Source organism: Dyadobacter sp. BHUBP1 (assembly GCF_050587785.1).
Lineage (GTDB): Bacteria > Bacteroidota > Bacteroidia > Cytophagales > Spirosomataceae > Dyadobacter.
This window is the reverse complement of sequence record NZ_JBOBIH010000002.1, coordinates 1-20,957: the sequence shown is the minus strand read 5'-3', so window position 1 is coordinate 20,957 and position 20,957 is coordinate 1. Positions and strand designations below refer to the sequence as shown.

Sequence of the window (20,957 nt, the reverse complement as noted above, 5' to 3'; positions counted from 1 at the left end):
CCTAAGGAGCTTGGAAAAAAGCCATTTCCTCTTGACATAGTCCATTCAAACCTGTAACTTTCTTGAAACCAAAATTTGAGAAGTTATGAACATGATGGATCGAATCGAGCATTGGGGCGATACGCACCATCCGGCATGGATGGACATAGTTCGTATTGCTTTGGGAGTATTTTTGTTTGCTAAAGGTATCAGCTTCATCAGCGATACCACCAAGTTGTCTCATCTGGTTACCGGCCTCGACTTTCATTTATACACCGTCACAGCCGTTCACTACGTAGCTTTTGCGCACATTTTTGGCGGATTCCTTATCGCAATGGGATGCCTGACCAGAATCGCATCCATCATTCAGATACCGATCCTGCTTACCGCCGTGTTCTTCGTTAACATCCGGCTCGGTTTTTCCTATCTCAACTCCGAGCTGTGGCTTTCGATGATCACACTCATTCTCGTAGTAACGTTCTCCGTCATAGGCTCCGGACGTTTCTCGATGGACGAATGGATGAAGAATCACGACAAATGATCAGACCATTTCGGGTGCGGCTTTGTAAAGATATTTCCGCTTGTATTCCAGGGGGGTCATATCGGTAACCTTCTTGAAATGCCGGTAAAAGTTGGAAACATTGTTGAAGCCGCACTCGAAACAGATCACCTCCGTAGCCATTTTATCTTCGATCAGGAACCGGCAAGCCTGGCTAATCCTGATCTCCACCAGAAAATCGTTGTAGGTTTTCTTGGTCATCAATTTAAAATACCTGCAAAAAGAAGTAATACCCAGGTTGGCGATCGACGCTACATCTTGCAAAGAAATGTCGTTGCGGTAATTGGAAAGCGTGTAAGCGTAAATTTTGTTCAACCGCAGCGTTTCGGCGTCGTTGGACTTATAGAATGCGTGTGCCGAGGCGATCGTCTCATATTCACTTGCCTCCGCCAGGATTTTCAGGATCGATAGCAATGCGATCAGCCGGTCAAGATTTTCCGCATCCACCGCGGAATGCATCAGTCGAATCACCTTCTCTCTGGCTTCGCCGCGTATCAACAGGCCCCTCTTGGCGCGCTCGTATAATTTCGGGATCTGGTAGGCTTCCGGGAGCAGAAGCAGTTCACTGCCCAGGCAATTAGGCAAAAAGTGAATGATAATCACCTCCACCGCTGTGTTACTCGCGCCCTCTTCCACCCGCCACGTGTGCGGCAGATTTTCACCCAACAAAATCAACTCCCCGTCGGAAAAGTTGCTGATGTTATCCCCGATGAACCGTACCCCTTTTCCCTTGACCAGATAGTGGAGCTCCAACTCGGGATGGTAATGCCAAACCGTGCCGAAGCCTGAGTCTTTGTCATGACGGATGCTGAACGAAGTCCTCGAGGGGATAGGGACCTTATGGAAATGCGGTTTCATTTTAAATCAATGCCGGCAGGGTTTAGGTTGGCTGCCATTGCTCAATTTAAAAGAAATTTTTTTAATAATCCATCCTGTGCAATGGGCAAAATGATTAAAAAATACTATTAAATAGTGTAATACTAATATTACGCTATTATAAAGAGCATTAGCTCGTGCGAAAGGACTGTATACGATCGAGATATTGCTTGCGTGCGGTCGGATCACTGTATTTTCGCATCTCCCCGAAGACCTGATCTTTGAGGCTGCTGAACAGGTAAGACTGGAAATTTCCCTCGGTCCGTAAGTCAAGCCGCTCGTTCCAGATTTTGCTGAAAACGGAATTGATGACATTCTCCGCCTCTGCTTCGTCTTTCAGGAGAACGGTACAAAATTTAAATGCAGCGACATGGAAGTACGAACGGAGCTGCGTAAATGCCGCTTCGTCCCCCTCGGTTACCCGATCCAAAATTTGCTGGTTAGGAAAAGTCATAGCTCAAAATTTAGAGTTTGATCCGATTGGGTTATTTCAACGGTGCTTCAAGAGTCTTTTTAAATACACTGGGAATTCCGAGGGCAACCTGTATCCGGTCCACTTCGTCCAATAGCTGGTCGGCACGTTCCTGCAAGTCCATTGTCAGTTCCCCCACATCGCGGCGCGTGTAGGTCGAAATGGGGAAACCTCTCTTTTGCAGACAATATTTCGCAATGATCGGGTAGGCCGAGTGCACAATATCCATCGACTCGACGAAGAACGCTTGCAGCGCTTTTACATCTTCTTGTCGCCCTGCATTGTTGTAATTTTTGCAAATCCAGACGATCAGTTCAGGATAAATGTTTCCCTGAATGCATGAGAGCCCGGCAGCGCCGGCTTTGAGTGACGCCGTCGCATTCACCATGTAAGCATCGTAAAGCCCGAAACGATAACCTTCGGCCACTTTAATTCTGCGAACGACTTCTTCAATATCCAGGCAGGTATCTTTATGATAAATAATGCGGTTCGAAGGAAGCAGTTCCGCAAGGACTTCGCTACTGATCAATCTCTTGTACGGGACCGGGCATTCATAAAAACCGAGCGGAACCTCGGCTGTAAGGCTGATCAGCTCCTTCGCCCGCTGGATAAATATTTCGTCCGACTCACCCTCATCTGCCAGCAATCCGGTAATTACAATCACCGCCTGTACACCGGTGTCATATATACGTTTAACGAACTGAGCCTGCTCCGGGATAGGCCCTCCGAAGGTGCCCGTAGCTACAACAGGCACTCGTCCCGCTGTATGTTCCACGACCGTGCGGGTTACTTTCAGCCGTTCTTCCACCGAAAGCTCGTACATTTCGCTTGAAAGACAGTTGGCAAACAGTCCCGCAGCCCCCGCTTCGAGGTACAGGTCCGTCAGTGCTTTTAATCCTTCATAATCCACTTCACCGGTTTCCCGGAAAGGAGTAAGCATGACGGGAATGAAGCCTTGCGGCAACGACGCGGCGGAAGACGTTACAGATGACATCGTGTATGGTTTTAAAATACTAGTAAAAAAATCTCTCTGAAATTCCAGCGCACCTGCCGAAACTCCGGCGCGCCGGCCCTACGATTACTTGCTGTGCAAAAGCACCTCTTTTTCAACCGGTTGCTTACCTTTCAATCTGGTAAGCAGCACTCCGGCCAAAAAGATCGTCAGTGTTCCGACCACCATGATCATGTTCTGGTGGAGCGGGTTTCTCAAATAGGAATAGGTGTCAGGAAGCTGGGTCGAGAATGTCATCCATATAATGACCACGATCCCGATAATTGTTGCCGTAAGCGCCTCCGTATTCTTTGTACTTTTTGAAATAATCCCCAGCAGGAACAACCCGAGCATTCCGCCTGCAAAAATCCCTGAAAGCATCCACCACACGTCCAGGACACTTTTCACACCGATCATCGCAATGCCCGTCACCATTCCCAGCAGGCCGAAAGCGGTGGTGGCAATGTAGAGCAGGCGCAGTGATTGCTGCGATGTGAGGTCAGATTTGATATATTTTTGGTAAATATCCACGGAGAAAACCGTCGCTGAAGCATTCATTCCAGAACTGATCGTACTCATGGCAGCTGACATGATCGCGGCGATGATCAATCCCAGCAAACCCACCGGCACCTTGGTAACCATGAAATGCGGCATCACTTTATCACCATAGTCGGCCGGTGTGAGCGTCGCAGCCAAACTTGCAATTGCGTCCGAAGTCCCACCCGGTAGTTTTTCCGCCGCTACCTGCATTTTAATGGTTTGCAACAGCTCGGGATTTCCCTGGTAATAGGCAAATAGACAGGTTCCCAGCAGGAAGAATATCAGCGACACGGGCACGTAGAGATACACACAAAGCCAAACCGAACCGGCAGCCTCTTTCGCCGAGGATGTGGTATGGTACCGCTGCACGTAGTTCTGGTCCATTCCGAAATTGTTCAGGTTCATGAAAAACCCGTACAGTAATATCACCCAGAACGAGGCCGTAGTAAAATCCGGTGCCAGCGTACCCAAGCTGAATTTGTCCTCAGCCTTTCCGATCTCGATAATGCTGGGTAATCCACCCGAAACCCCTGAAACGACTAGGTAAAGTATCACCAGCGCACCAATGGTTTTGATCACTCCCTGCACCACTTCAGTCCAGATCACCGCCTCCATACCGCCCATTACTGTGTACAGCACAATACAAATCCCCACGACAACCATGATGGTGGACATCGGGTAGCCCGTCAGCGCCTGCAAACTCAATGCAATTCCGAAGAAAATCGATCCCATGCGGGCGAGCTGCGTGAGCAGAAAGCAAATCACGGCATAAGTACGCGCCCATGGCCCGAAGCGATGTTCGAGGTGGGTATAGGCTGACACTTCGCCGGTACTTCTGTAAAAAGGAATAAAAAACTTCGTTGCAACCCAGGCGGCCAATGGCATCGACAAGCTGAAAACAAAGGAACTCCAGTTGCTTCCGAACGCCTTACCCGGCACACCGAGAAACGTATTACTGCTCAAAAACGTCGCATAAATAGAAATACCGATCGCCCAGCCGGGAATACGCCCCGACGCTTTGGTAAACTGTTCGGCATTGGTATTCTTTCTCGAAAAATAAATCCCTACTGCCACCATTCCCGCGAGGTAGGCAATCACTATGGCGAGGTCAACAAAAGGTAAGGATTTCATTCTACTTTTCGGGTATTTATAACTTTACCACAAAGAAACAGGATGAAGTTGATGCTTTTGTGGCAGTTTGTAGCCATTTATTATACGATATTATCAAAGCGTGTTATGAATTCGTAAATTCCGCGCTTATGATTCTACCATACTCTTGTCTTTGAAGAAATAACCGATGCCGACGGTCGAAATGATAATCAATGCGATGAGCACGATTTTGGTAGCCAATCCTTCATTCGGATGTTCCAGCAAATACCGGATGTCCTGTGCCTCTTTACCTGCCCAAACGGCCAATACGGTCCGGGGAATCATGCCCAGGGTTCCGCCAGTAAGCACTTGTTTGAAACGGGCACCAGCCATGGCAAAAAACAGGTTGGTAATGGCAAATGGCAGTACGGGAGATAGTTTGGCAAAGAAGATCAGTCTTAACTCATTTTTATAAAACCGCCGCAGCAGCGTTCCAACCTGCGGATAAACCTGAATGAGGTAACTTCTTACAGAGGCGGCATGCAGGAAATGCGCGGATACATAAATAATGGATATCGCGCCGATGTTCAGCACGAAAAGCATCGGCAGCGAGGCCCAGCCGAGGAAGTAGCCGTACACCAATGCCAGAAATGTTGGAGGTGTGAGTGCTGCGGAAGAAGCCAGCGTGAGCAGAACAGTTACCCCCAGCCACCATTCGATTGGCAATTCGCGGAGAATTTTTTCATGATTGATAGCCCACGCCGTTATCACAGAGGTCGTCACCAATGGCACGATCGTCATTAATATACTTACGACGACCGGAAGTGAGAATCTTTTTGGTGTAGACGTTTCCAAGGCTAATCTGCTTAACTTTTCTAATTGGATAACCAGTTGTTTTGACAAAAGGTTTTTATGAACTTGCTTTTCTGCATTATTATTTTGACGCCACGAAAGCACGAATTATCACTAAGATTTTTTCGTGCTCCTTCGTGCCTTCGTGGCAACCATAACCACTAAAAAATGAAATTCGCAACCAAAGCCATACACGCCGGCGTGGAGCCGGACCCGAGCACCGGCGCTATTATGACGCCGATCTACCAGACGTCCACCTACGTCCAGGAAAGCCCCGGAAAGCATAAAGGCTACGAGTACGCCCGCAGCAGCAACCCCACGCGCACCGCATTGCAAAAGGCATTGGCAGCCCTCGAAAACGGCAAACACGGCATTTGCTATGCCTCCGGCCTCGCAGCTACGGACGCGGTTCTGAAACTTTTCAAGCCAGGCCACGAGATCATCGCTCCGAGCGACATCTACGGCGGGACCTACCGCCTCATGAAACGCATTTTCGAGCCGATGGGACTTGTTTTCAAGTTTGTGGATATTGAAGAAGTAGGGCAAATCGATCGGCTATTGTCTGAAAACACGAAGCTCGTCTGGTTGGAAACTCCCACCAACCCGCTGCTGAAAATCATTGATATCGAACAAATCGCGCGCATTTGCAAAGAACGGAATGTACTAACCTGCGTAGATAACACGTTCGCATCACCCTATCTGCAAAACCCGCTCGATCTCGGTGCGGATATAGTCATGCATTCGGTCACGAAATACCTCGGCGGGCATTCCGACACGGTAATGGGCGCATTGGTCACGAACAATGACGAACTGGCCAGCCAGTTGAAATTCATCCAAAATGCTACCGGTGCAGTACCGGGTCCTCAGGATTGCTTTTTGGTATTGAGAGGAATTAAAACACTACATATAAGAATGCAGCGTCATTGCGAGAACGCCGGACAAGTGGCCGTCTGGCTCGCCTCGCACCCCAACGTAGGAAAGGTCTATTACCCCGGCCTGCCCGACCATCCCGGGCATGAACTGGCCGCAAAGCAAATGCGAGGTTTTGGCGGCGTTGTATCCTTCGAGTTAAAAGATGATAGCTATGAAAAAGCCGTGCGTACCATGGAACGAATGGAGGTATTCGCTTTGGGCGAATCGCTTGGCGGTGTGGAATCGCTTTGTACACACCCCGCGAGCATGTCCCATGCAGGCATGCCACGCGAGGAGCGACTGAAAATAGGCCTGAAAGACACATTGATACGCCTCAGCGTGGGTATCGAGGATGTAGAAGATCTTATCGCCGACCTCGACCAGGCGATCGGCACCGATTAGCAAACAGCGTTGCAATCAACGGTCAAAAACCTTACTTTTGGAACCATTTTTGAAACGACACTAAAAAAACATATTATCAATGGAAGTATCAGGAACAGTCATTTCATTGCTGCCGGAAGTTACCGGCCAGGGAAAAAACGGAATGTGGCGCAAGCAGGAGTTCATCCTTGAAATACCTTCTCAATACCCTAAAAAAGTGTGTATCTCACTTTGGGGCGACAAAATTGACCAGGCCAATCTGCAAGTGAACGACTCGGTAACCGCTTCCATCGATATTGAAAGCCGCGAGTACAACTCCCGATGGTATACTGAGGTCCGCGCATGGAAAGTTGAGAAAGCTGGAGCCAACAACTATGGCGGCAATGCGGGCGGCGCGCCACTGCCTCCGGTGACCACCTTCACCGAAGACGAATCGGACGATCTGCCATTCTGATCACCGGAATTCAAGCTGTTCCAAATCGTCAATGCCTGCGGGTGTTGGCGATTTATTTTTGCAGGAAAAGATTTTTGCTAGTTTTGCAGAAAAGGAAATGGTGTCTTCCTACTTAACCGCCCTAAAAAGCTGATGGCGCCTGGTATAACGAAAATTGCTCATTATCACCAGGTATTACTATGTCCAATCAAAAGTCATCCGGCAACTCGCAGTCATTTCTAAGTCCGTTTACCCGCTTCAACAAACGGTTTCCGTCTACATTATACATTGCAAAATGGCTGGTCATTTGCTCTATAACCGGCGCATTAATCGGTTCATCGTCTGCTCTTTTCCTCGTTTCGTTGGATTGGGCCACCCAAACACGCGAAGCGAACGGCTGGATCATCTGGTTGCTGCCTGTCGCAGGCTTTGCGATCGGTCTGCTTTATCACTATTTCGGTAAGGAAGTCGAGCGGGGAAATAACCTGCTCATTGAGACGATTCACGACCCAAAGGAATTCATCCGTTTCAGAATGGCGCCTTTTGTGCTGCTGGGGACGGTTACCACGCATTTGTTCGGTGGATCAGCCGGTCGTGAAGGCACGGCGTTGCAAATGGCCGGGGCCATCGGTGAGCAATTCAGCAAATTATGCAGGCTGAATGCCTATGATCGCAAAATCCTGCTTATCTCGGCTATCAGTGCCGGGTTTGGGTCGGTTTTCGGTACGCCTCTGGCCGGGGCCATTTTCGGGTTGGAGGTATTTTTAATAGGCCGGCTTAAATACGACGCTATTTTTCCCGCATTCGCTTCCGCGATCATCGCAAGTCTCGTCACCGACTCATGGCAGGTAAAGCATACGCATTACCACATTCCGCTTATTCCCGAAATGTCCTTTGCCAACATTATCTACGCGATCGTGGCCGGTATTGCATTCGGCATCATAGCGGCCGTTTTCAGCAAAACCATTCATTTTTGCACCCAGCAATTCAAACAACATATCGCTTATCCGCCGCTCCGACCTGTGGTGGGCGGATTAATCGTTTCTGCTGGCGTATGGCTGATCGGTACACGTTATATCGGCCTGGGGATCCCGGTGATCGTGGAGTCGTTTACAATACAGCTGGCTCCGTATGATTTTGCATTAAAAATCATTTTCACCATCATAACGCTTAGCGCGGGATTTAAAGGAGGCGAAGTGACACCACTGTTCTTCATCGGCGCTACGCTGGGCAATGCATTATCTTACTTTATCCCGCTTCCGACGGGATTACTCGCCGGAATGGGCTTCGTTGCCGTGTTTGCAGGCGCTACCAATACTCCGCTTGCCTGCATATTGATGGGCATCGAACTATTCGGAAGCGAATGCGGCGTTTTTGTAGCGATAGCCTGCGTGGTCTCGTATCTCCTGTCAGGACACACGAGCATTTACCGTTCGCAAGTTTACGGTGGGCCCAAAACTAGCTCGACTGATAAGCCATCGACATGGTAAATTTGTCGATCATTTCGTGCGGATGCACTTCCAGGATCCGCGCCAGCACCATTACCACCAGGGTATTGGAAGCGATTTTGCGGGGAATGCCGGCCACCGTCGCGAACAGGTCCACCGTCACCGATTCCTTCTCGTCGAGCAGTTTCATCAGCTTTTCTTCTTTTTCGCCATATTGAAAACTGACGTCGCGCTCACCGCGCCCTCGGCGCATGATTTCCTTCATTTCGCGGCTGGCCTGGATGGATTTGTCCTCCACGCGGATGTACGCCTGGCGCGCACCCGTGTCGTCCACCACATAATGCGGCTTATCCACACTGCGCGGGATTGTGAGCACGAGCACATCGCGGTCGGGCGTGATCGCCACGCGTTCTTTTTTGAAACTGATTTTGGGGAAAATGTACTTGTCGATGGCACGAGAGAGCGTGTATTCATCCTCATCGGCATCTTTAAGGCCCTTGATGGTCCTGTCATCACCCACTCCGACCAGCAGCTTACCGCCGCCTGAATTTGCGAAAGCAACCACTTCGCGGACGATCTTTTCGGGATGATTGGACTTCAGTTTGAATTCCAGATGTTCCCCCTCACCTTTCTTAACCAGCTCTTTCAACAATCGAAGCTCCATCGGGTTGGAATGGATAAATTATGAGTTATGACTAAATCACTTTCGGTAACTTACCTCGTCCTCCTCATTTGTTAACGCTAACAATTTACATTCCTTTTGTCAGATTTAAAAAACTATGGAGAGCGAGTCACGTAAAAAAGCGGGCTATATATCATAAAAAAAACGGCACCGATAGAGTGCCGTTCGCATTTAGTATTCGTCTTCGTTGAAAAAGAAATCGTCTTTCGTAGGATAGTCGGGCCAAATCTCTTCAATGCTTTCATAAGGCTGCCCATCATCTTCAAGCTCCTGAAGGTTTTCAACTACTTCTAACGGAGCGCCTGTTCTGATTGCAAAGTCAATTAGCTCGTCTTTGGTAGCTGGCCAGGGAGCATCTTCAAGGTACGATGCGAGTTCGAGAGTCCAGTACATAATATTTTCGCCTATTAATGGTTACTTTACTTTTCTGCAAAAGTAAAAAATTTGCTATCTTTTAAAAGCTTAAAGCAAAAAAAAAGAAAAATAATTGCCTGGTTGCAGATTTTATTTTCCGGGGACTAACAAACAATTGAATATCAACAAATTAAAACTCACAACGCTAATAAAGTCTCTGCTGAAATCCCTAGCCCCTTGTGAATTTTGCGGATCATTTCGAGGGTTAGCGGACGCTTTTTGTTGAGCACTTCCGATACCCTGCTGGCACTGCCGAAATAGTCGATCATGTCCTTCCGCTTCAAACCCTGCTCCTCCATTCTGATCTTGATCGCTTCCAACGGATCGGGTGCCTCGATCGGATAATGCTTTGCTTCGTAATTCTCTACCAGAATCGACACCAATTCGAGCACCTCTTCCTCCGGACTATTTTCAGCACAATCTACCAACTCGTCGATTATCCCCAAGTATTCCCTGTAAGTCGCTTCTGATTTAATGGGACGAAGCCCACTTTTGATTTGCTCTAATGGTACATGTGTGTGTAAGGTTTTTATATCAAATGAAGGATTTTTTTGCTCACGATGCAAAGTTTGTCCCCCCACATTTCCCCTCTCCCTGAAAAACCCTTAATTTCCCTCACCATTACAAATATCCTATTATGACCATTGAAATTTGCGCTTACTCGCTGGAATCCTGTATCAATGCGCAGGCCGGTGGAGCGGGCAGGATTGAACTATGCGGCGGGCTCGGAGAAGGCGGTACTACGCCTAGCGCCGGACTGATCGAAATCGTAAGAAAAAACGTTGATATTCAGCTATATGTGATGATACGACCGCGTGGCGGGGATTTCGTTTATGATTTTTTTGAAGAAGAAATCATGCGGAAAGACATCGATCTGGCCAAAAAACTGGGTGCTAATGGCGTAGTACTGGGCATTCTCACGCCCGATGGCAACGTGGACGTGGCACGTACCAAGGCCCTCGTCGATTACGCGGCACCATTAAAAGTAACGTTCCACCGTGCATTCGATCTCACGCCCGATCCGATGAGGGCATTGAAGGATGTTATCGCCACCGGGGCGGAGCGTATTCTTACTTCCGGTCAAAAACCTTCGGCCATTCAGGCGGTCGAACTGCTCGGTCAGCTCGCGAGAGAGGCCGATGGTAAAATCGAGATTATGGCAGGCGGCGGGGTAAACCATAACAATGCAGCCGAGCTCAAAGCTGCCGGCGTGCATGCATTGCATTTAACTGCTAAAAAATTCCGGCCAGCACGGCAGAAATTCTTTCCCGAGGGTATTTCCATGGCTGGCGAAATTCCGGATGAGAAGTCGGTCATGTACTCCGATCTCGAACTGATCGAGGCCATGGTGCAGGCCGTTTCGGAATAATGCCTTTTTCCAATAAAAGCACACCAACATCCTCTATATGAAGTTCGTAAAGGCAATTCTGTTTATCGCAATCACTGCCGGGCTCGTGTATGTGCTGGATAAGCCGTGGGCGCCTGCACCCGCGTTGGGGCCGTTCCTGAGCCCTTTTTGCGGGCTATGGCAAAACAGCGAGGAAGTGATCGATCCCAAAACACGCGTAACCCTGCAACTCGACAGCCTGCGCGACGAGGTAACGATCCGTTTCGACGACTCGGGCGTTCCGCACATTTTTGCTAAAAACGACTTCGACCTTTTTTACGCGCAGGGCTACATTACCGCCAAAGACCGGCTGTGGCAAATGGATTTGCAAACCCGCGCCGCGGCGGGTCGGCTTTCGGAAATACTTGGCCCCGCTACACTTTCTCTGGACCAGCAGAGCCGCAGGCTGGGAATGGGTTATGGCGCGGAGGCTAACCTGAAAGTGGCGATGACCGATCCCCGGTCGAGGGAGGCATTGCTCGGCTACACAGCGGGTGTCAATGCATTTATCCGGCAACTCGCTCCGAAAGATTATCCTATTGAATTTAAACTATTAGGATACAAACCGGAGCCCTGGAAGCCGATTAACACCATGTACATGCTCGAACAGATGACGCTCACGCTCGCGGGGCGCTCCAACGAGCTTGCCATGACCAATGCGTTGAAAAAGTACGGCCGGGAAACCATCGCACAGCTTTTTCCCGACTACCCCATGTTGCAGGAAAGCCCGATTATCCCCTCCGGAACTCCCTGGGATTTCCCTAAACTTCCCATTCCAAAAGCTGTTCCGCCAATGGTACCGGGCGACAGCGTCCTGCTGTCCTCGAAATCTCTAACCACATTGCCTCCCAGGGGGCCCAAAGAAGAGGGAATCGGCAGTAACAACTGGGCGATAGGTGCCGAAAAATCCATTACCGGCTATCCTATCCTCGCCAACGACCCACACCTGGAACTATCCCTGCCGTCGATCTGGTACCAGGTGCAACTGCATTCTCCGGACATGAATGTGTACGGTGTCTCACTGCCGGGTATTCCGAGTGTGATCATCGGTTTCAACGAACGAGTCGCATGGGGCGTTACCAACGTGGATGCCGATGTTTTCGATTTGTATAAAATCAAATTCAAAAATGAATACCGGAACTTCTATTGGCATGATAATCAATGGAAGCCTACACATAAACGCGAGGAGATTATCCACGTAAAAGGCCAATTGAAACCTTACCGGGAGCAGATCATTTATACCCATCACGGACCTGTGACCGATTCGGACGGCACCTTTGGGGATCTGCCCAACCTTGCCATCAAATGGATCGGACATGAGCCCGGGAACAGCTTTATTACCTTTTACGAGCTCAATAAGGCCAAAACTTACGACGATTATCGCAAGGCTTTGACGCATTATGTTGGCCCCGCACAAAACTTCGTATTTGCGGACAATGAGAAGAATATTGCCATTACCGTGAATGGGAAAATGCCGTTGAAATATAAGGAACAAGGCAAATTCCTGCTGGATGGCTCCTCACCCGCTGACGACTGGCACGGCTGGATACCTGCCGAACAGAACCCGTTCGTAAAAAATCCGCCTAGAAACTTTGTAAGCAGTGCCAACCAGTCGTCTGCCGATACCACTTATCCTTATTATATCAACTGGAGTTTTGCGCCTTCCGAGCGGGGAATCCGTATCAACGAGCGCCTGCAAGCCATGACCAACGCCAATGCTGACAGCCTCCGGATGTTGCAAAATGACAATTTCAGCGTGTTGGCACGTACATTACTGCCCAGGTTGCTCAGCATTCTTGAGACCCGTTCATTAACACCCAAACAAAAGGCAGCCCATATCCTGCTCTCGAACTGGAACTACCAAAATTCCCCGGAATCCATTGCAGCGTCGATCTTTGAAACCTGGTACCCATTGCTGGGCCAGGCCATCTGGAACGACGATTTCGCTTCCTCCGAAGCTCCGATGGAATATCCCTCCCGTGACCGGACATTGTACCTCATCTTGAAGCAGCCGAATGAAAAGTGGTTCGATAATGTGAACACGCCTCAAAAGGAGACCTTACCCGACATAGTTTACCAGAGCTTTAATGCATCACTGGACACGCTTACTGTCCGTAGAGGCACAATGAGTCCCGAATGGCAATGGTCGAAAGTGAAAGAAGCTGAAATAAGACATTTGAGCCGTAGCATCAAGCCATTCAACGCGCCTCCATTGGTGACGGGTGGCGGCAGCAGCATTGTGAATGCGATGACGAAACGTAAAGGGCCGTCGTGGCGTATGGTGGTCGAACTCGGACCTACACCGCGCGCTTACGGTATTTATCCGGGAGGTCAATCGGGCAATCCGGGCAGTCCCTATTATCTTAATCTGTTAAAAAAATGGGAGAAGGGAGAGCTCAATGAGTTGATATTCCTCACGTCGCCCGATCAGAAAGTGCCGCATCTGGCGTCGAGTCTTGTATTGCAAAAACGTTAGCTTATGAACTTCCTCATCATAGCCGTTCTTTCGGCATTGTTACAAATATTCGCTCCATGGTGGATAATCGCCATTGTTCCTTTCGTAATCGTGCTATGGCGCCCATCCAGGCCTTCCGGCTCATTCTGGGCGGGTTTCGGCGGCATTGCCGTCCCCTGGCTGCTTTACGGGTACTATCAGCATTTCATCTCCGACGGCGCCCTCTCCGACCGGGTTGCGAAGATATTCATGTTGCCGAATGGCATCCTCCTTTTGCTGGTGACGGCTCTTGTAGGGGGTCTTGTGGGCGGTTTTTCGGGGCTGTCCGGATATTGGGTACGGCAGATCTTCCGAAGGCGTCCTGTACCTGTGTCCGGTCCTATTTCGTAAAGCGCTCGCCCCGGCCTTATTCATTGTACTTAAACACAAATCATTATCTTTGCGGCTCGTTCAAAAACAATAAACCTTAAAAACGTGAACAACAATACTTCATTGATCTGGAACGTCGTCCTTTCGCTTGCTGTGGCGGTGTTATTCTTCCTTCATTTTTCAAGCAAATCGTCAGACACCGGTGCAGCCGCAGATGGTGCAGTAGTGGCAGGCCGCCGCACTGTTTACGTTCAGGTGGATTCTCTTCTGAAAAACTACGACTTCTTCAAGGACACCAGAAAAGAGCTTGAAAATAAGAATTTCCAGCTTGAAAACGAGCTGACCACCAAAGGACGCTCATTGCAAAATGAAGTAGCTTTCTTCCAGCAACGCGCCGCTACCATGACTCCCGAGCAAGCTCGTTCTACCGAGGCTCAACTCATGAAAAAGCAGCAAGATCTGATGGCTTACCGCGATCAGTCGGCGCAAGCACTGGGCCAGGAAGAGGCTAAAAAGAACGAAGAGCTTTATAAGAACATCCGTGCCTACATCGAGAAATATAACAAGGAAAACCAGTTCGAATACGTACTCGGCTACTCCCTGGGCGGTGGCATTCTGTTCGCAAACCCATCCCTGGACGTGACCCAGAAGATCATCGACGGTTTGAACAAAGAATATAAAAACTCAGGCAAAGCAGCCGCTCCGGCTGATACTACCAAGAAGAAGTAGTATTTCCTGAATTGTATAAAAGAGCGAAGCAGACGATCCGAGGATCGTCTGCTTCGCTCTTTTAATGTAAAATTAATATGAAATTTTCAGCTTATTCAAATCGAATTGAAACCCTAGCAGCACATTTTCTCCTGATAATTGCTGATTAAAACCATTTAAAATCTCAACATCCGCATTAGCTCGATAAACGAAAACCATTTCCTCAAACGGATCAATGAGCCAGGCCAGCTTACAACCATTTCCAATCCATTCCGTTTCCACTTTCCTTTGAATTGTTTTCAAATCATCATTTGTCGAGAGTAGTTCTATCACGAAATCAGGACATACTGGCGGGAATTTTACTTTTTCCGCCTTAGTCAAACGCGCCCACCGTTCTGCTGAAACCCATGCAACGTCTGGGGATCTGACGGAAGTATTGGGTAGGCGAAAAGCGGTAGAAGAATCGAAGACAAATCCCAAATTCGCAGCAAGGTGCCAATGCATCAACCAATAGTTAATGATCGAGTTCAACATTCCAGTAACTCCGCCGGTATTCGACATAATATAGATCGTTCCCTCGCTATCCCTCTCTATTTTGAGTTGATCATTCTCCCTGCAAAATTCATAGAATTCATCGTCGTCAAGACGCAGGGGCTTGTATCTCAATTCTATCGTATCCATGTTGTTGTTTCCTTACCTAATGCAATATAAACATTTTGAAACACTAACAGATCCAGGCCATGCCTCTCAAAAACAAAACAGGGCAGCCGGAAATCCGACTGCCCTGCGCTTTGCATTGAATATATTTTAAACCGCCGAAGAAGAGAACTTCGCGCCGATGTACTCACGGTTCATGCGGGCGATGTTTTCGAGGCTGATTTCTTTGGGGCATTCTGCCGAGCAGGCACCGGTGTTGGTGCAGGCTCCGAAGCCTTCTGCGTCCATTTGAGCGACCATTTTCTCGGCGCGGATGCTGCGTTCCGCCTGTCCTTGCGGCAACAATGCTAGCTGGGAGATTTTGGCAGATACAAAAAGCATAGCAGAGGCATTTTTACAAGCTGCTACGCAAGCGCCGCAACCGATGCAAGCCGCCGCTGCAAATGCGTCGTCCGCTGCCTCTTTCGCAATTGGAAGCGAGTTAGCATCCTGCGCATTACCCGTGTTGACAGAAATGAAACCACCGGCAGAGATCACGCGGTCGAATGCGTCACGGTCTACCACGAGGTCCTTGATCACCGGGAATGCCTGTGCTCTCCAGGGCTCTACCACGATGGTATCACCGTCTTTGAACGAACGCATGTGCAGCTGGCAGGTAGTTACCCCACGCAGAGGCCCGTGCGGACGGCCATTGATATACATCGAACACATCCCGCAAATGCCTTCGCGACAGTCGTGGTCGAATGCAACAGGTTCCTTTCCTTCTTCGATGAGCTGCTCATTGAGGACATCGAACATTTCAAGAAATGACATATCGGGGGAAACGTTGTCCAGCTTGTAGTCTTCGAAACCTCCCGCTGCGTCTTTATTGCTTTGTCTCCACACTTTCAGAGACAACCTCATATTTCCTTCCATACCTATATTCTTTATTTCTGATACAACTTTTTAGCGTGGCATAAATCCTGCCACCGGAGGTTTCTTATTTGTAGCTGCGTTGAGCGATTTTAATGTTTTCGTAAACGAGTTCCTCTTTGTGAAGCTCCCATTGCTCAGGTCCCTTGTGTTCCCAGGCCGATACGTACATATAGTTTTCGTCGTCGCGCAATGCTTCGCCTTCTTCGGTCTGGTATTCTTCCCGGAAGTGGCCACCGCATGATTCATTGCGGTTCAGAGCGTCGATACACATCAGCTCGCCCAGTTCGATAAAGTCTGCAACACGGTTCGCTTTGTCGAGTTCAGGGTTGAAGTAGTTGGCAGTACCCATTACTTTCACATCCGACCAGAAGTCTTTTCTCAACTGACGGATTTCTTCGATCGCCTCTTTCAAGCCCTGTGCATTACGCGCCATACCACATTTTTCCCACATGATCTTACCCAAACGGCGGTGGAAAAGCTCGGGAGAAGTTTTACCCTGAATGCGCAGCAGCGTGTCGATGCGCTCTTTCACCTCTGCTTCCGCTTTCACGAATGCTTCGTGGTCGGTAGAGATTTTTCCGGTACGGATTTCGCTCGCCAGGTAAGCACCGATGGTGTAAGGGATCACGAAATAACCATCGGCCAGACCCTGCATCAATGCCGAAGCACCGAGGCGGTTGGCACCGTGGTCGGAGAAGTTGGCCTCTCCCAGCGAGTACAAGCCCGGAACGGTGGTCATCAGGTTGTAGTCAACCCAAAGCCCGCCCATGGTGTAGTGCACCGCAGGATAAATACGCATAGGCACTTCGTACGGATCTTCACCCGTGATTTGCTTATACATATCGAAGAGGTTACCATATTTTTCTTTCACAACTGCCTTACCCCAGGTGATGATATCCGCATCGGAGGCATTGTGGATATTGTTCTTGTTGGCTTCCGCACGTCCGTAACGCTCAACCGCCGCGGCGAAATCTAGGTAAACGGCCAATTTGGAGGCTCCCACCCCGTAACCGGCGTCACAACGCTCTTTCGCTGCACGGGAAGCAATGTCACGCGGTACGAGGTTACCGAATGCAGGGTAACGGCGTTCGAGGTAGTAATCACGCTCGTCTTCGGGAATTTCGTTACCCGGGCGGTTATCGTCCTTTTTCTTGGGGACCCAGATACGTCCATCGTTACGTAGCGACTCCGACATCAGTGTGAGTTTCGACTGGTGCTCGCCCGAAACGGGAATACACGTAGGGTGAATTTGGGTAAAGCAAGGGTTACCGAAGAATGCACCGCGTTTGTGGGCCTTCCATGCCGCGGTCACGTTGCTGCCCATTGCATTGGTAGAGAGGTAAAAAACGTTTCCGTAACCACCTGTACAAAGCAATACCGCGTGGCCACCATGTCTTTCGATCTCGCCTGTGATCAGGTTACGTGCAATAATACCGCGGCATTTGCCATCGATATTCACGACGTCGAGCATTTCGTGGCGGTTGTACATTTTTACAGTACCCATACCTACCTGGCGCTGCAAACCTGAATAGGCTCCGAGCAACAGCTGCTGGCCAGTTTGGCCCGCTGCGTAGAAGGTACGCTGCACCTGCGTTCCACCGAATGAACGGTTGGAAAGCAAACCGCCGTATTCACGCGCGAAAGGCACACCCGCCGCTACGCATTGGTCGATAATGTTCCCCGAAACTTCGGCAAGGCGGTGTACGTTCGCCTCACGCGCACGGTAGTCACCACCTTTGATGGTATCATAAAAAAGACGGTAAACCGAGTCACCGTCATTCTGGTAGTTTTTTGCTGCATTGATCCCTCCTTGTGCGGCAATAGAGTGCGCACGGCGTGGAGAATCCTGGAAACAGAATGCTTTTACTTTATAACCGAGCTCGGCGAGCGTAGCAGCGGCAGAAGCACCGGCAAGTCCGGTCCCTACGACAATGATCTCGAGATTACGTTTGTTCGCAGGGTTGACAAGCGGAACGGACGAGCGGTATTTGCTCCATTTACTTTCGAGTGGTCCTTGTGGTATTTTGGCATCCAGACGAGATGAAGTTGCCATATATCAAATATTATTTAATCGAAAATTTAGAAATGAGACGCTATCGGGATTACTTCACCCAGCCGAGGTAGATCGAGATCGGCATTAATGCGAAGAGGATCGGCACGATGATGGAAAATGCAGTTCCTATGAATGAGATCGCACCATTGTATTTCACGTGGTTTAGACCCAACGATTGGAATGCACTTTTGAAACCGTGGAGCAAATGCCAGAAAAGCGAAATGCAACCGAGTACATAAATCAGTACCACAACCGGGTTCTGGAATGTTTCGAGCATCATCTGATAGAGGTTCAGTTCTTCGCCTGTGGCAAACTGGTTGGAACGGTTAGGAATCCAGAAATGCGAGGTGTGGATCACAAGGAAAATCAGAAGCAATGTCCCGAGCAAGCCCATGCTGCGTGAGTACCAGGTGCTGTTCGCTGCTGCGTTGTTGACAGCATACTTTACCGGACGGGCGTCACGGTTACTTTTCCAGAGCATCAAACCATCAACAATATGGATGATGAAGCCCGCAATAAGGCCTATTTCAAGCGTACGTATAATCGGGTTGGTACCCATGAAATGCCCCCAATGGGAGAAAGTCTCTCCGCCATCATTATAAAAAATCATTGCATTGATGGTGGCATGAACAACCAGAAAGCTAATCAGAAAAAGTCCGGTAAGAGCCATCAGAAGTTTTTTACCGATAGAGCTCGTTAACGTTTGTGAAAACCACGACATAATCAAAAACGAATGGTTTTAGTGCAAAAAAATGAGGTATATTTAGAACCTTTCAAAGGTATATCACAAACGTTAGCGAGGCAAAGAATCCCTTTCATTTTTGCAAACCGCCCTGTTTATTTATAATCATTATTAAGAATTATTTAGACTGATTAGTCTTTAAAAAAGCAAGCCCCTCATTCCGAAGGGTTCAGGGCATTCTTCCCAACTATTTTGTAACCGAATAGCACACATTTTCAAACATGTGTTTCGTTGAGTTGGTACATAGCCAAACGATCAACGAACCTACCCATGCCCAAACCTCTATTTTTCCGGATTTTGGTTGTTTTCCTGATGCTGACAGTGCCATTCGGCCAGGCTTTTGCCACACACTTTCGGGCGGGGGAGATCACGGCGAGAAGGCTCTCGCTCACATCGCCCACCTACGAAATCAAACTGACGGCGTATTTCGATATGCTTAGCGGATCAGATGCCGCCAACCAGCAAAATAAGGTCGTTTTTACCATCAACAACGACAAGGGCACCGGAGACCCTAAGTTCATTGATGCGCCCCGGATTCTCCCTATTGTTAATATTGGCAACAATACCACTCAAAACGTCTACATCGCCATTTATACCTTTCCATCGGTAGGTGCCTACCGCATTTCGATCGAAGAAGATGCTCGCAACGAGAATGTACTGAATATCGGGCCGAAGCCTACTAAAAGCCTTAATTTTTATGTTAGTACCACCCTGGAAATCAATGCCGCTTTCGGTTTGAATCGGACGCCTGTCCTCCGTAACGCTCCTATCGACCTCGCGGCAGTGGGCCAGCGGTACATCCATAATCCTGCCGCATTCGATGCCGACGGCGACAGCATTTCTTACCGGATGTGCGTCCCTCAGCAAAGAGGATCTAATGGCATGGGTATAGATCTCGAATATCAGGACCCGAACACCGTTACGCCCCCCGGCCAGACCGAATCTGGTACTACGCCCGCGACATTCAGCCTTAACCCCGTAACCGGCGACATCACATGGGATGCACCCGTCACCAAAGGCTACTATAATATTGCATTCATTGTGGAGGAATGGCGCGACGGCGTACCGATAGGCCAGATCGTCCGTGACATGCAAATCATCGTCGACGACGCCCGAAACGATCGGCCTGTCTTGACCCCGTTAAAGGATATTTGCGTCGAAGCAGGTATGCTAATTAACCAAAAGGTCGTAGAGACCGATAAAAACGGTGACAAGCTGACGCTAACATCCGCGAGCGGTACGTATGATGCTACATTAGTAAAACCTCCGCTGGCCACTTTCACTGTACCCAATCAAGGCGCCCAGAGCAGCGTAACCGGGACATTCTTGTGGCAGACATCCTGTGATCATATCCGGATGGGACCTTACGGTGTACTGTTCAAGGTGGAAGACGGCCCGCCTCCCACTTACCCAAATCCATCGCTATTCAGGAAGCTCGCCGACATGACGTCATTCAATATCCGGGTCTACGGACCGAAACCTACGGGATTGAGGGGCACAGCCGTGTCCGATCCTACCGGAACCGCTTACCGTCTCAACTGGGATGCTTATAAATGCCAGGTCACAGGCGCTAAAATTGCTATCTACCGTGCTGAAAAATGTACCGACCTTCAAGAAGATGTGTGTAGTCCGGGCATTCCTGCCGGCTCGGGTTATGAAGAAATCGGGAGGGTGGACATTAACCAGACCACATTCCTGGACAACAATGGCGGCGAAGGACTCCGCCCCGGTGTTTCCTATTCCTACCGCATCGTGGCCCTGTTCCCAAGGCCAGGCGCCAGCCCCACAGACCCCGGTTACCTGATCGGCGGGGGGGAAAGCCTTGCTTCCGCCGAGTATTGCCTCAACCTCCCATTGGCCATGCCCGTCATTACCAATGTAACGGTTGATTCCACCAGCACCACCAGAGGACAGATCACCGTCAAATGGATCAGACCTGCTACTGCAGCCGGACTACCTGCTCAGTACCGCCTGTACAGGGCCACCGGACAGAATGGTACCGCTTTCACCAAAATTGCCGACATCAACACCAACCTCACGCCG

20 protein-coding genes, 1 pseudogene and 1 riboswitch are annotated in these 20,957 nt (G+C 49.4%); of the genes and pseudogenes, 9 read left to right on the top strand and 12 right to left on the bottom strand.

Annotated elements, in window-relative coordinates:
- Nucleotides 1–85 precede the first annotated feature (85 nt).
- A complete protein-coding gene (locus ACQ4MZ_RS06755) occupies nucleotides 86–520 on the top strand; it encodes a DoxX family protein (protein ID WP_430843831.1) in 435 nt (144 codons plus the stop codon).
- On the opposite strand, the gene ACQ4MZ_RS06750 is transcribed toward ACQ4MZ_RS06755, so the two are convergent.
- The 5 genes from ACQ4MZ_RS06750 to ACQ4MZ_RS06730 all read right to left on the bottom strand — a co-directional run bounded on the left by ACQ4MZ_RS06750 (nucleotide 521) and on the right by ACQ4MZ_RS06730 (nucleotide 5,361).
- Nucleotides 521–1,396 (bottom strand): AraC family transcriptional regulator, encoded by an 876-nt coding sequence (locus tag ACQ4MZ_RS06750; protein ID WP_430843830.1) that lies wholly within the window; start codon nucleotides 1,394–1,396, stop codon nucleotides 521–523.
- 148 nt (nucleotides 1,397–1,544) lie between these two features.
- Nucleotides 1,545–1,868 carry an RNA polymerase sigma factor gene (locus tag ACQ4MZ_RS06745; protein ID WP_430843829.1) on the bottom strand — a complete coding sequence of 108 codons (324 nt, stop codon included), beginning with the start codon at nucleotides 1,866–1,868 and terminating at the stop codon, nucleotides 1,545–1,547.
- Nucleotides 1,869–1,899: 31 nt separating this feature from the next.
- Nucleotides 1,900–2,880, bottom strand: coding sequence for a dihydrodipicolinate synthase family protein (locus ACQ4MZ_RS06740; RefSeq protein WP_430843828.1), 981 nt, complete (start codon nucleotides 2,878–2,880; stop codon nucleotides 1,900–1,902).
- Nucleotides 2,881–2,964: 84 nt separating this feature from the next.
- Nucleotides 2,965–4,548, bottom strand: coding sequence for a sodium:solute symporter (locus ACQ4MZ_RS06735; RefSeq protein WP_430843827.1), 1,584 nt, complete (start codon nucleotides 4,546–4,548; stop codon nucleotides 2,965–2,967).
- A 126-nt stretch (nucleotides 4,549–4,674) separates the two neighbouring features.
- Nucleotides 4,675–5,361: a VTT domain-containing protein gene (locus ACQ4MZ_RS06730; RefSeq protein WP_430843826.1), complete on the bottom strand. Its 687-nt coding sequence runs from the start codon at nucleotides 5,359–5,361 to the stop codon at nucleotides 4,675–4,677.
- Between the two features lie 165 nt (nucleotides 5,362–5,526).
- On the opposite strand from ACQ4MZ_RS06730, the gene ACQ4MZ_RS06725 reads away from it, so the two are divergent.
- The 3 genes from ACQ4MZ_RS06725 (at nucleotide 5,527) to ACQ4MZ_RS06715 (ending at nucleotide 8,574) form a co-directional block, all read left to right on the top strand.
- Nucleotides 5,527–6,672 (top strand): cystathionine gamma-synthase, encoded by a 1,146-nt coding sequence (locus ACQ4MZ_RS06725; RefSeq protein WP_430843825.1) that lies wholly within the window; start codon nucleotides 5,527–5,529, stop codon nucleotides 6,670–6,672.
- A 79-nt stretch (nucleotides 6,673–6,751) separates the two neighbouring features.
- Nucleotides 6,752–7,105 carry a DUF3127 domain-containing protein gene (locus ACQ4MZ_RS06720; protein WP_430843824.1) on the top strand — a complete coding sequence of 118 codons (354 nt, stop codon included), beginning with the start codon at nucleotides 6,752–6,754 and terminating at the stop codon, nucleotides 7,103–7,105.
- A gap of 84 nt (nucleotides 7,106–7,189) precedes the next feature.
- Nucleotides 7,190–7,254: riboswitch (Fluoride riboswitch) on the top strand.
- 30 nt (nucleotides 7,255–7,284) lie between these two features.
- Nucleotides 7,285–8,574, top strand: a complete 1,290-nt coding sequence (locus ACQ4MZ_RS06715) for a voltage-gated chloride channel family protein (RefSeq protein ID WP_430843823.1) — start codon at nucleotides 7,285–7,287, stop codon at nucleotides 8,572–8,574.
- Here the strand turns inward: ACQ4MZ_RS06715 and ACQ4MZ_RS06710 are convergent.
- The 3 genes from ACQ4MZ_RS06710 to ACQ4MZ_RS06700 all read right to left on the bottom strand — a co-directional run bounded on the left by ACQ4MZ_RS06710 (nucleotide 8,543) and on the right by ACQ4MZ_RS06700 (nucleotide 10,074).
- Nucleotides 8,543–9,196 (bottom strand): AlbA family DNA-binding domain-containing protein, encoded by a 654-nt coding sequence (locus ACQ4MZ_RS06710; RefSeq protein ID WP_430843822.1) that lies wholly within the window; start codon nucleotides 9,194–9,196, stop codon nucleotides 8,543–8,545. The two genes, ACQ4MZ_RS06715 and ACQ4MZ_RS06710, sit on opposite strands and share 32 nt — an antisense overlap.
- 189 nt (nucleotides 9,197–9,385) lie before the next feature.
- Nucleotides 9,386–9,607 carry a DUF2795 domain-containing protein gene (locus ACQ4MZ_RS06705; protein WP_013927448.1) on the bottom strand — a complete coding sequence of 74 codons (222 nt, stop codon included), beginning with the start codon at nucleotides 9,605–9,607 and terminating at the stop codon, nucleotides 9,386–9,388.
- A 158-nt stretch (nucleotides 9,608–9,765) separates the two neighbouring features.
- Entirely contained in the window at nucleotides 9,766–10,074 is a 309-nt protein-coding gene (locus ACQ4MZ_RS06700; RefSeq protein WP_430843821.1) for a helix-turn-helix domain-containing protein, read from the bottom strand.
- 191 nt (nucleotides 10,075–10,265) lie between these two features.
- Between ACQ4MZ_RS06700 and ACQ4MZ_RS06695 the strand changes: the two genes are divergently transcribed.
- The 4 genes from ACQ4MZ_RS06695 to ACQ4MZ_RS06680 all read left to right on the top strand — a co-directional run bounded on the left by ACQ4MZ_RS06695 (nucleotide 10,266) and on the right by ACQ4MZ_RS06680 (nucleotide 14,568).
- Nucleotides 10,266–10,997, top strand: coding sequence for a copper homeostasis protein CutC (locus ACQ4MZ_RS06695; RefSeq protein WP_430843820.1), 732 nt, complete (start codon nucleotides 10,266–10,268; stop codon nucleotides 10,995–10,997).
- Nucleotides 10,998–11,034: 37 nt separating this feature from the next.
- The gene (locus ACQ4MZ_RS06690) at nucleotides 11,035–13,491 is read left to right on the top strand and encodes a penicillin acylase family protein (protein WP_430843819.1); all 2,457 of its coding nucleotides are present in this window, start codon (nucleotides 11,035–11,037) and stop codon (nucleotides 13,489–13,491) included.
- Between the two features lie 3 nt (nucleotides 13,492–13,494).
- Nucleotides 13,495–13,860, top strand: coding sequence for a hypothetical protein (locus tag ACQ4MZ_RS06685; RefSeq protein ID WP_430843818.1), 366 nt, complete (start codon nucleotides 13,495–13,497; stop codon nucleotides 13,858–13,860).
- 84 nt (nucleotides 13,861–13,944) lie between these two features.
- Nucleotides 13,945–14,568: an OmpH family outer membrane protein gene (locus tag ACQ4MZ_RS06680; protein ID WP_430843817.1), complete on the top strand. Its 624-nt coding sequence runs from the start codon at nucleotides 13,945–13,947 to the stop codon at nucleotides 14,566–14,568.
- Between the two features lie 72 nt (nucleotides 14,569–14,640).
- On the opposite strand, the gene ACQ4MZ_RS06675 is transcribed toward ACQ4MZ_RS06680, so the two are convergent.
- The 4 genes from ACQ4MZ_RS06675 to ACQ4MZ_RS06660 all read right to left on the bottom strand — a co-directional run bounded on the left by ACQ4MZ_RS06675 (nucleotide 14,641) and on the right by ACQ4MZ_RS06660 (nucleotide 18,893).
- Complete coding sequence (locus tag ACQ4MZ_RS06675) at nucleotides 14,641–15,228, bottom strand: Uma2 family endonuclease (protein ID WP_430843816.1); 588 nt, start codon at nucleotides 15,226–15,228, stop codon at nucleotides 14,641–14,643.
- Between the two features lie 126 nt (nucleotides 15,229–15,354).
- The gene (locus ACQ4MZ_RS06670; protein WP_430845342.1) at nucleotides 15,355–16,107 is read right to left on the bottom strand and encodes a succinate dehydrogenase/fumarate reductase iron-sulfur subunit; all 753 of its coding nucleotides are present in this window, start codon (nucleotides 16,105–16,107) and stop codon (nucleotides 15,355–15,357) included.
- A gap of 76 nt (nucleotides 16,108–16,183) precedes the next feature.
- Nucleotides 16,184–18,172: a fumarate reductase/succinate dehydrogenase flavoprotein subunit gene (locus ACQ4MZ_RS06665; RefSeq protein ID WP_430843815.1), complete on the bottom strand. Its 1,989-nt coding sequence runs from the start codon at nucleotides 18,170–18,172 to the stop codon at nucleotides 16,184–16,186.
- Between the two features lie 49 nt (nucleotides 18,173–18,221).
- Nucleotides 18,222–18,893 (bottom strand): succinate dehydrogenase cytochrome b subunit, encoded by a 672-nt coding sequence (locus tag ACQ4MZ_RS06660; protein ID WP_430843814.1) that lies wholly within the window; start codon nucleotides 18,891–18,893, stop codon nucleotides 18,222–18,224.
- 291 nt (nucleotides 18,894–19,184) lie between these two features.
- On the opposite strand from ACQ4MZ_RS06660, the pseudogene ACQ4MZ_RS06655 reads away from it, so the two are divergent.
- A pseudogene (locus ACQ4MZ_RS06655) lies at nucleotides 19,185–20,957 on the top strand (gliding motility-associated C-terminal domain-containing protein); the annotation flags it as partial.

What these genes read in the sequence shown, in the direction of transcription:
- ACQ4MZ_RS06755 (WP_430843831.1), top strand. Translation starts at nt 86, where the DNA reads ATGAACATGATGGATCGAATCGAGCATTGGGGCGATACGCACCATCCG.
- ACQ4MZ_RS06750 (WP_430843830.1), bottom strand. Translation starts at nt 1,396, where the DNA reads ATGAAACCGCATTTCCATAAGGTCCCTATCCCCTCGAGGACTTCGTTC.
- ACQ4MZ_RS06745 (WP_430843829.1), bottom strand. Translation starts at nt 1,868, where the DNA reads ATGACTTTTCCTAACCAGCAAATTTTGGATCGGGTAACCGAGGGGGAC.
- ACQ4MZ_RS06740 (WP_430843828.1), bottom strand. Translation starts at nt 2,880, where the DNA reads ATGTCATCTGTAACGTCTTCCGCCGCGTCGTTGCCGCAAGGCTTCATT.
- ACQ4MZ_RS06735 (WP_430843827.1), bottom strand. Translation starts at nt 4,548, where the DNA reads ATGAAATCCTTACCTTTTGTTGACCTCGCCATAGTGATTGCCTACCTC.
- ACQ4MZ_RS06725 (WP_430843825.1), top strand. Translation starts at nt 5,527, where the DNA reads ATGAAATTCGCAACCAAAGCCATACACGCCGGCGTGGAGCCGGACCCG.
- ACQ4MZ_RS06720 (WP_430843824.1), top strand. Translation starts at nt 6,752, where the DNA reads ATGGAAGTATCAGGAACAGTCATTTCATTGCTGCCGGAAGTTACCGGC.
- ACQ4MZ_RS06715 (WP_430843823.1), top strand. Translation starts at nt 7,285, where the DNA reads ATGTCCAATCAAAAGTCATCCGGCAACTCGCAGTCATTTCTAAGTCCG.
- ACQ4MZ_RS06710 (WP_430843822.1), bottom strand. Translation starts at nt 9,196, where the DNA reads ATGGAGCTTCGATTGTTGAAAGAGCTGGTTAAGAAAGGTGAGGGGGAA.
- ACQ4MZ_RS06705 (WP_013927448.1), bottom strand. Translation starts at nt 9,607, where the DNA reads ATGTACTGGACTCTCGAACTCGCATCGTACCTTGAAGATGCTCCCTGG.
- ACQ4MZ_RS06695 (WP_430843820.1), top strand. Translation starts at nt 10,266, where the DNA reads ATGACCATTGAAATTTGCGCTTACTCGCTGGAATCCTGTATCAATGCG.
- ACQ4MZ_RS06690 (WP_430843819.1), top strand. Translation starts at nt 11,035, where the DNA reads ATGAAGTTCGTAAAGGCAATTCTGTTTATCGCAATCACTGCCGGGCTC.
- ACQ4MZ_RS06685 (WP_430843818.1), top strand. Translation starts at nt 13,495, where the DNA reads ATGAACTTCCTCATCATAGCCGTTCTTTCGGCATTGTTACAAATATTC.
- ACQ4MZ_RS06675 (WP_430843816.1), bottom strand. Translation starts at nt 15,228, where the DNA reads ATGGATACGATAGAATTGAGATACAAGCCCCTGCGTCTTGACGACGAT.
- ACQ4MZ_RS06670 (WP_430845342.1), bottom strand. Translation starts at nt 16,107, where the DNA reads ATGAGGTTGTCTCTGAAAGTGTGGAGACAAAGCAATAAAGACGCAGCG.
- ACQ4MZ_RS06665 (WP_430843815.1), bottom strand. Translation starts at nt 18,172, where the DNA reads ATGGCAACTTCATCTCGTCTGGATGCCAAAATACCACAAGGACCACTC.
- ACQ4MZ_RS06660 (WP_430843814.1), bottom strand. Translation starts at nt 18,893, where the DNA reads ATGTCGTGGTTTTCACAAACGTTAACGAGCTCTATCGGTAAAAAACTT.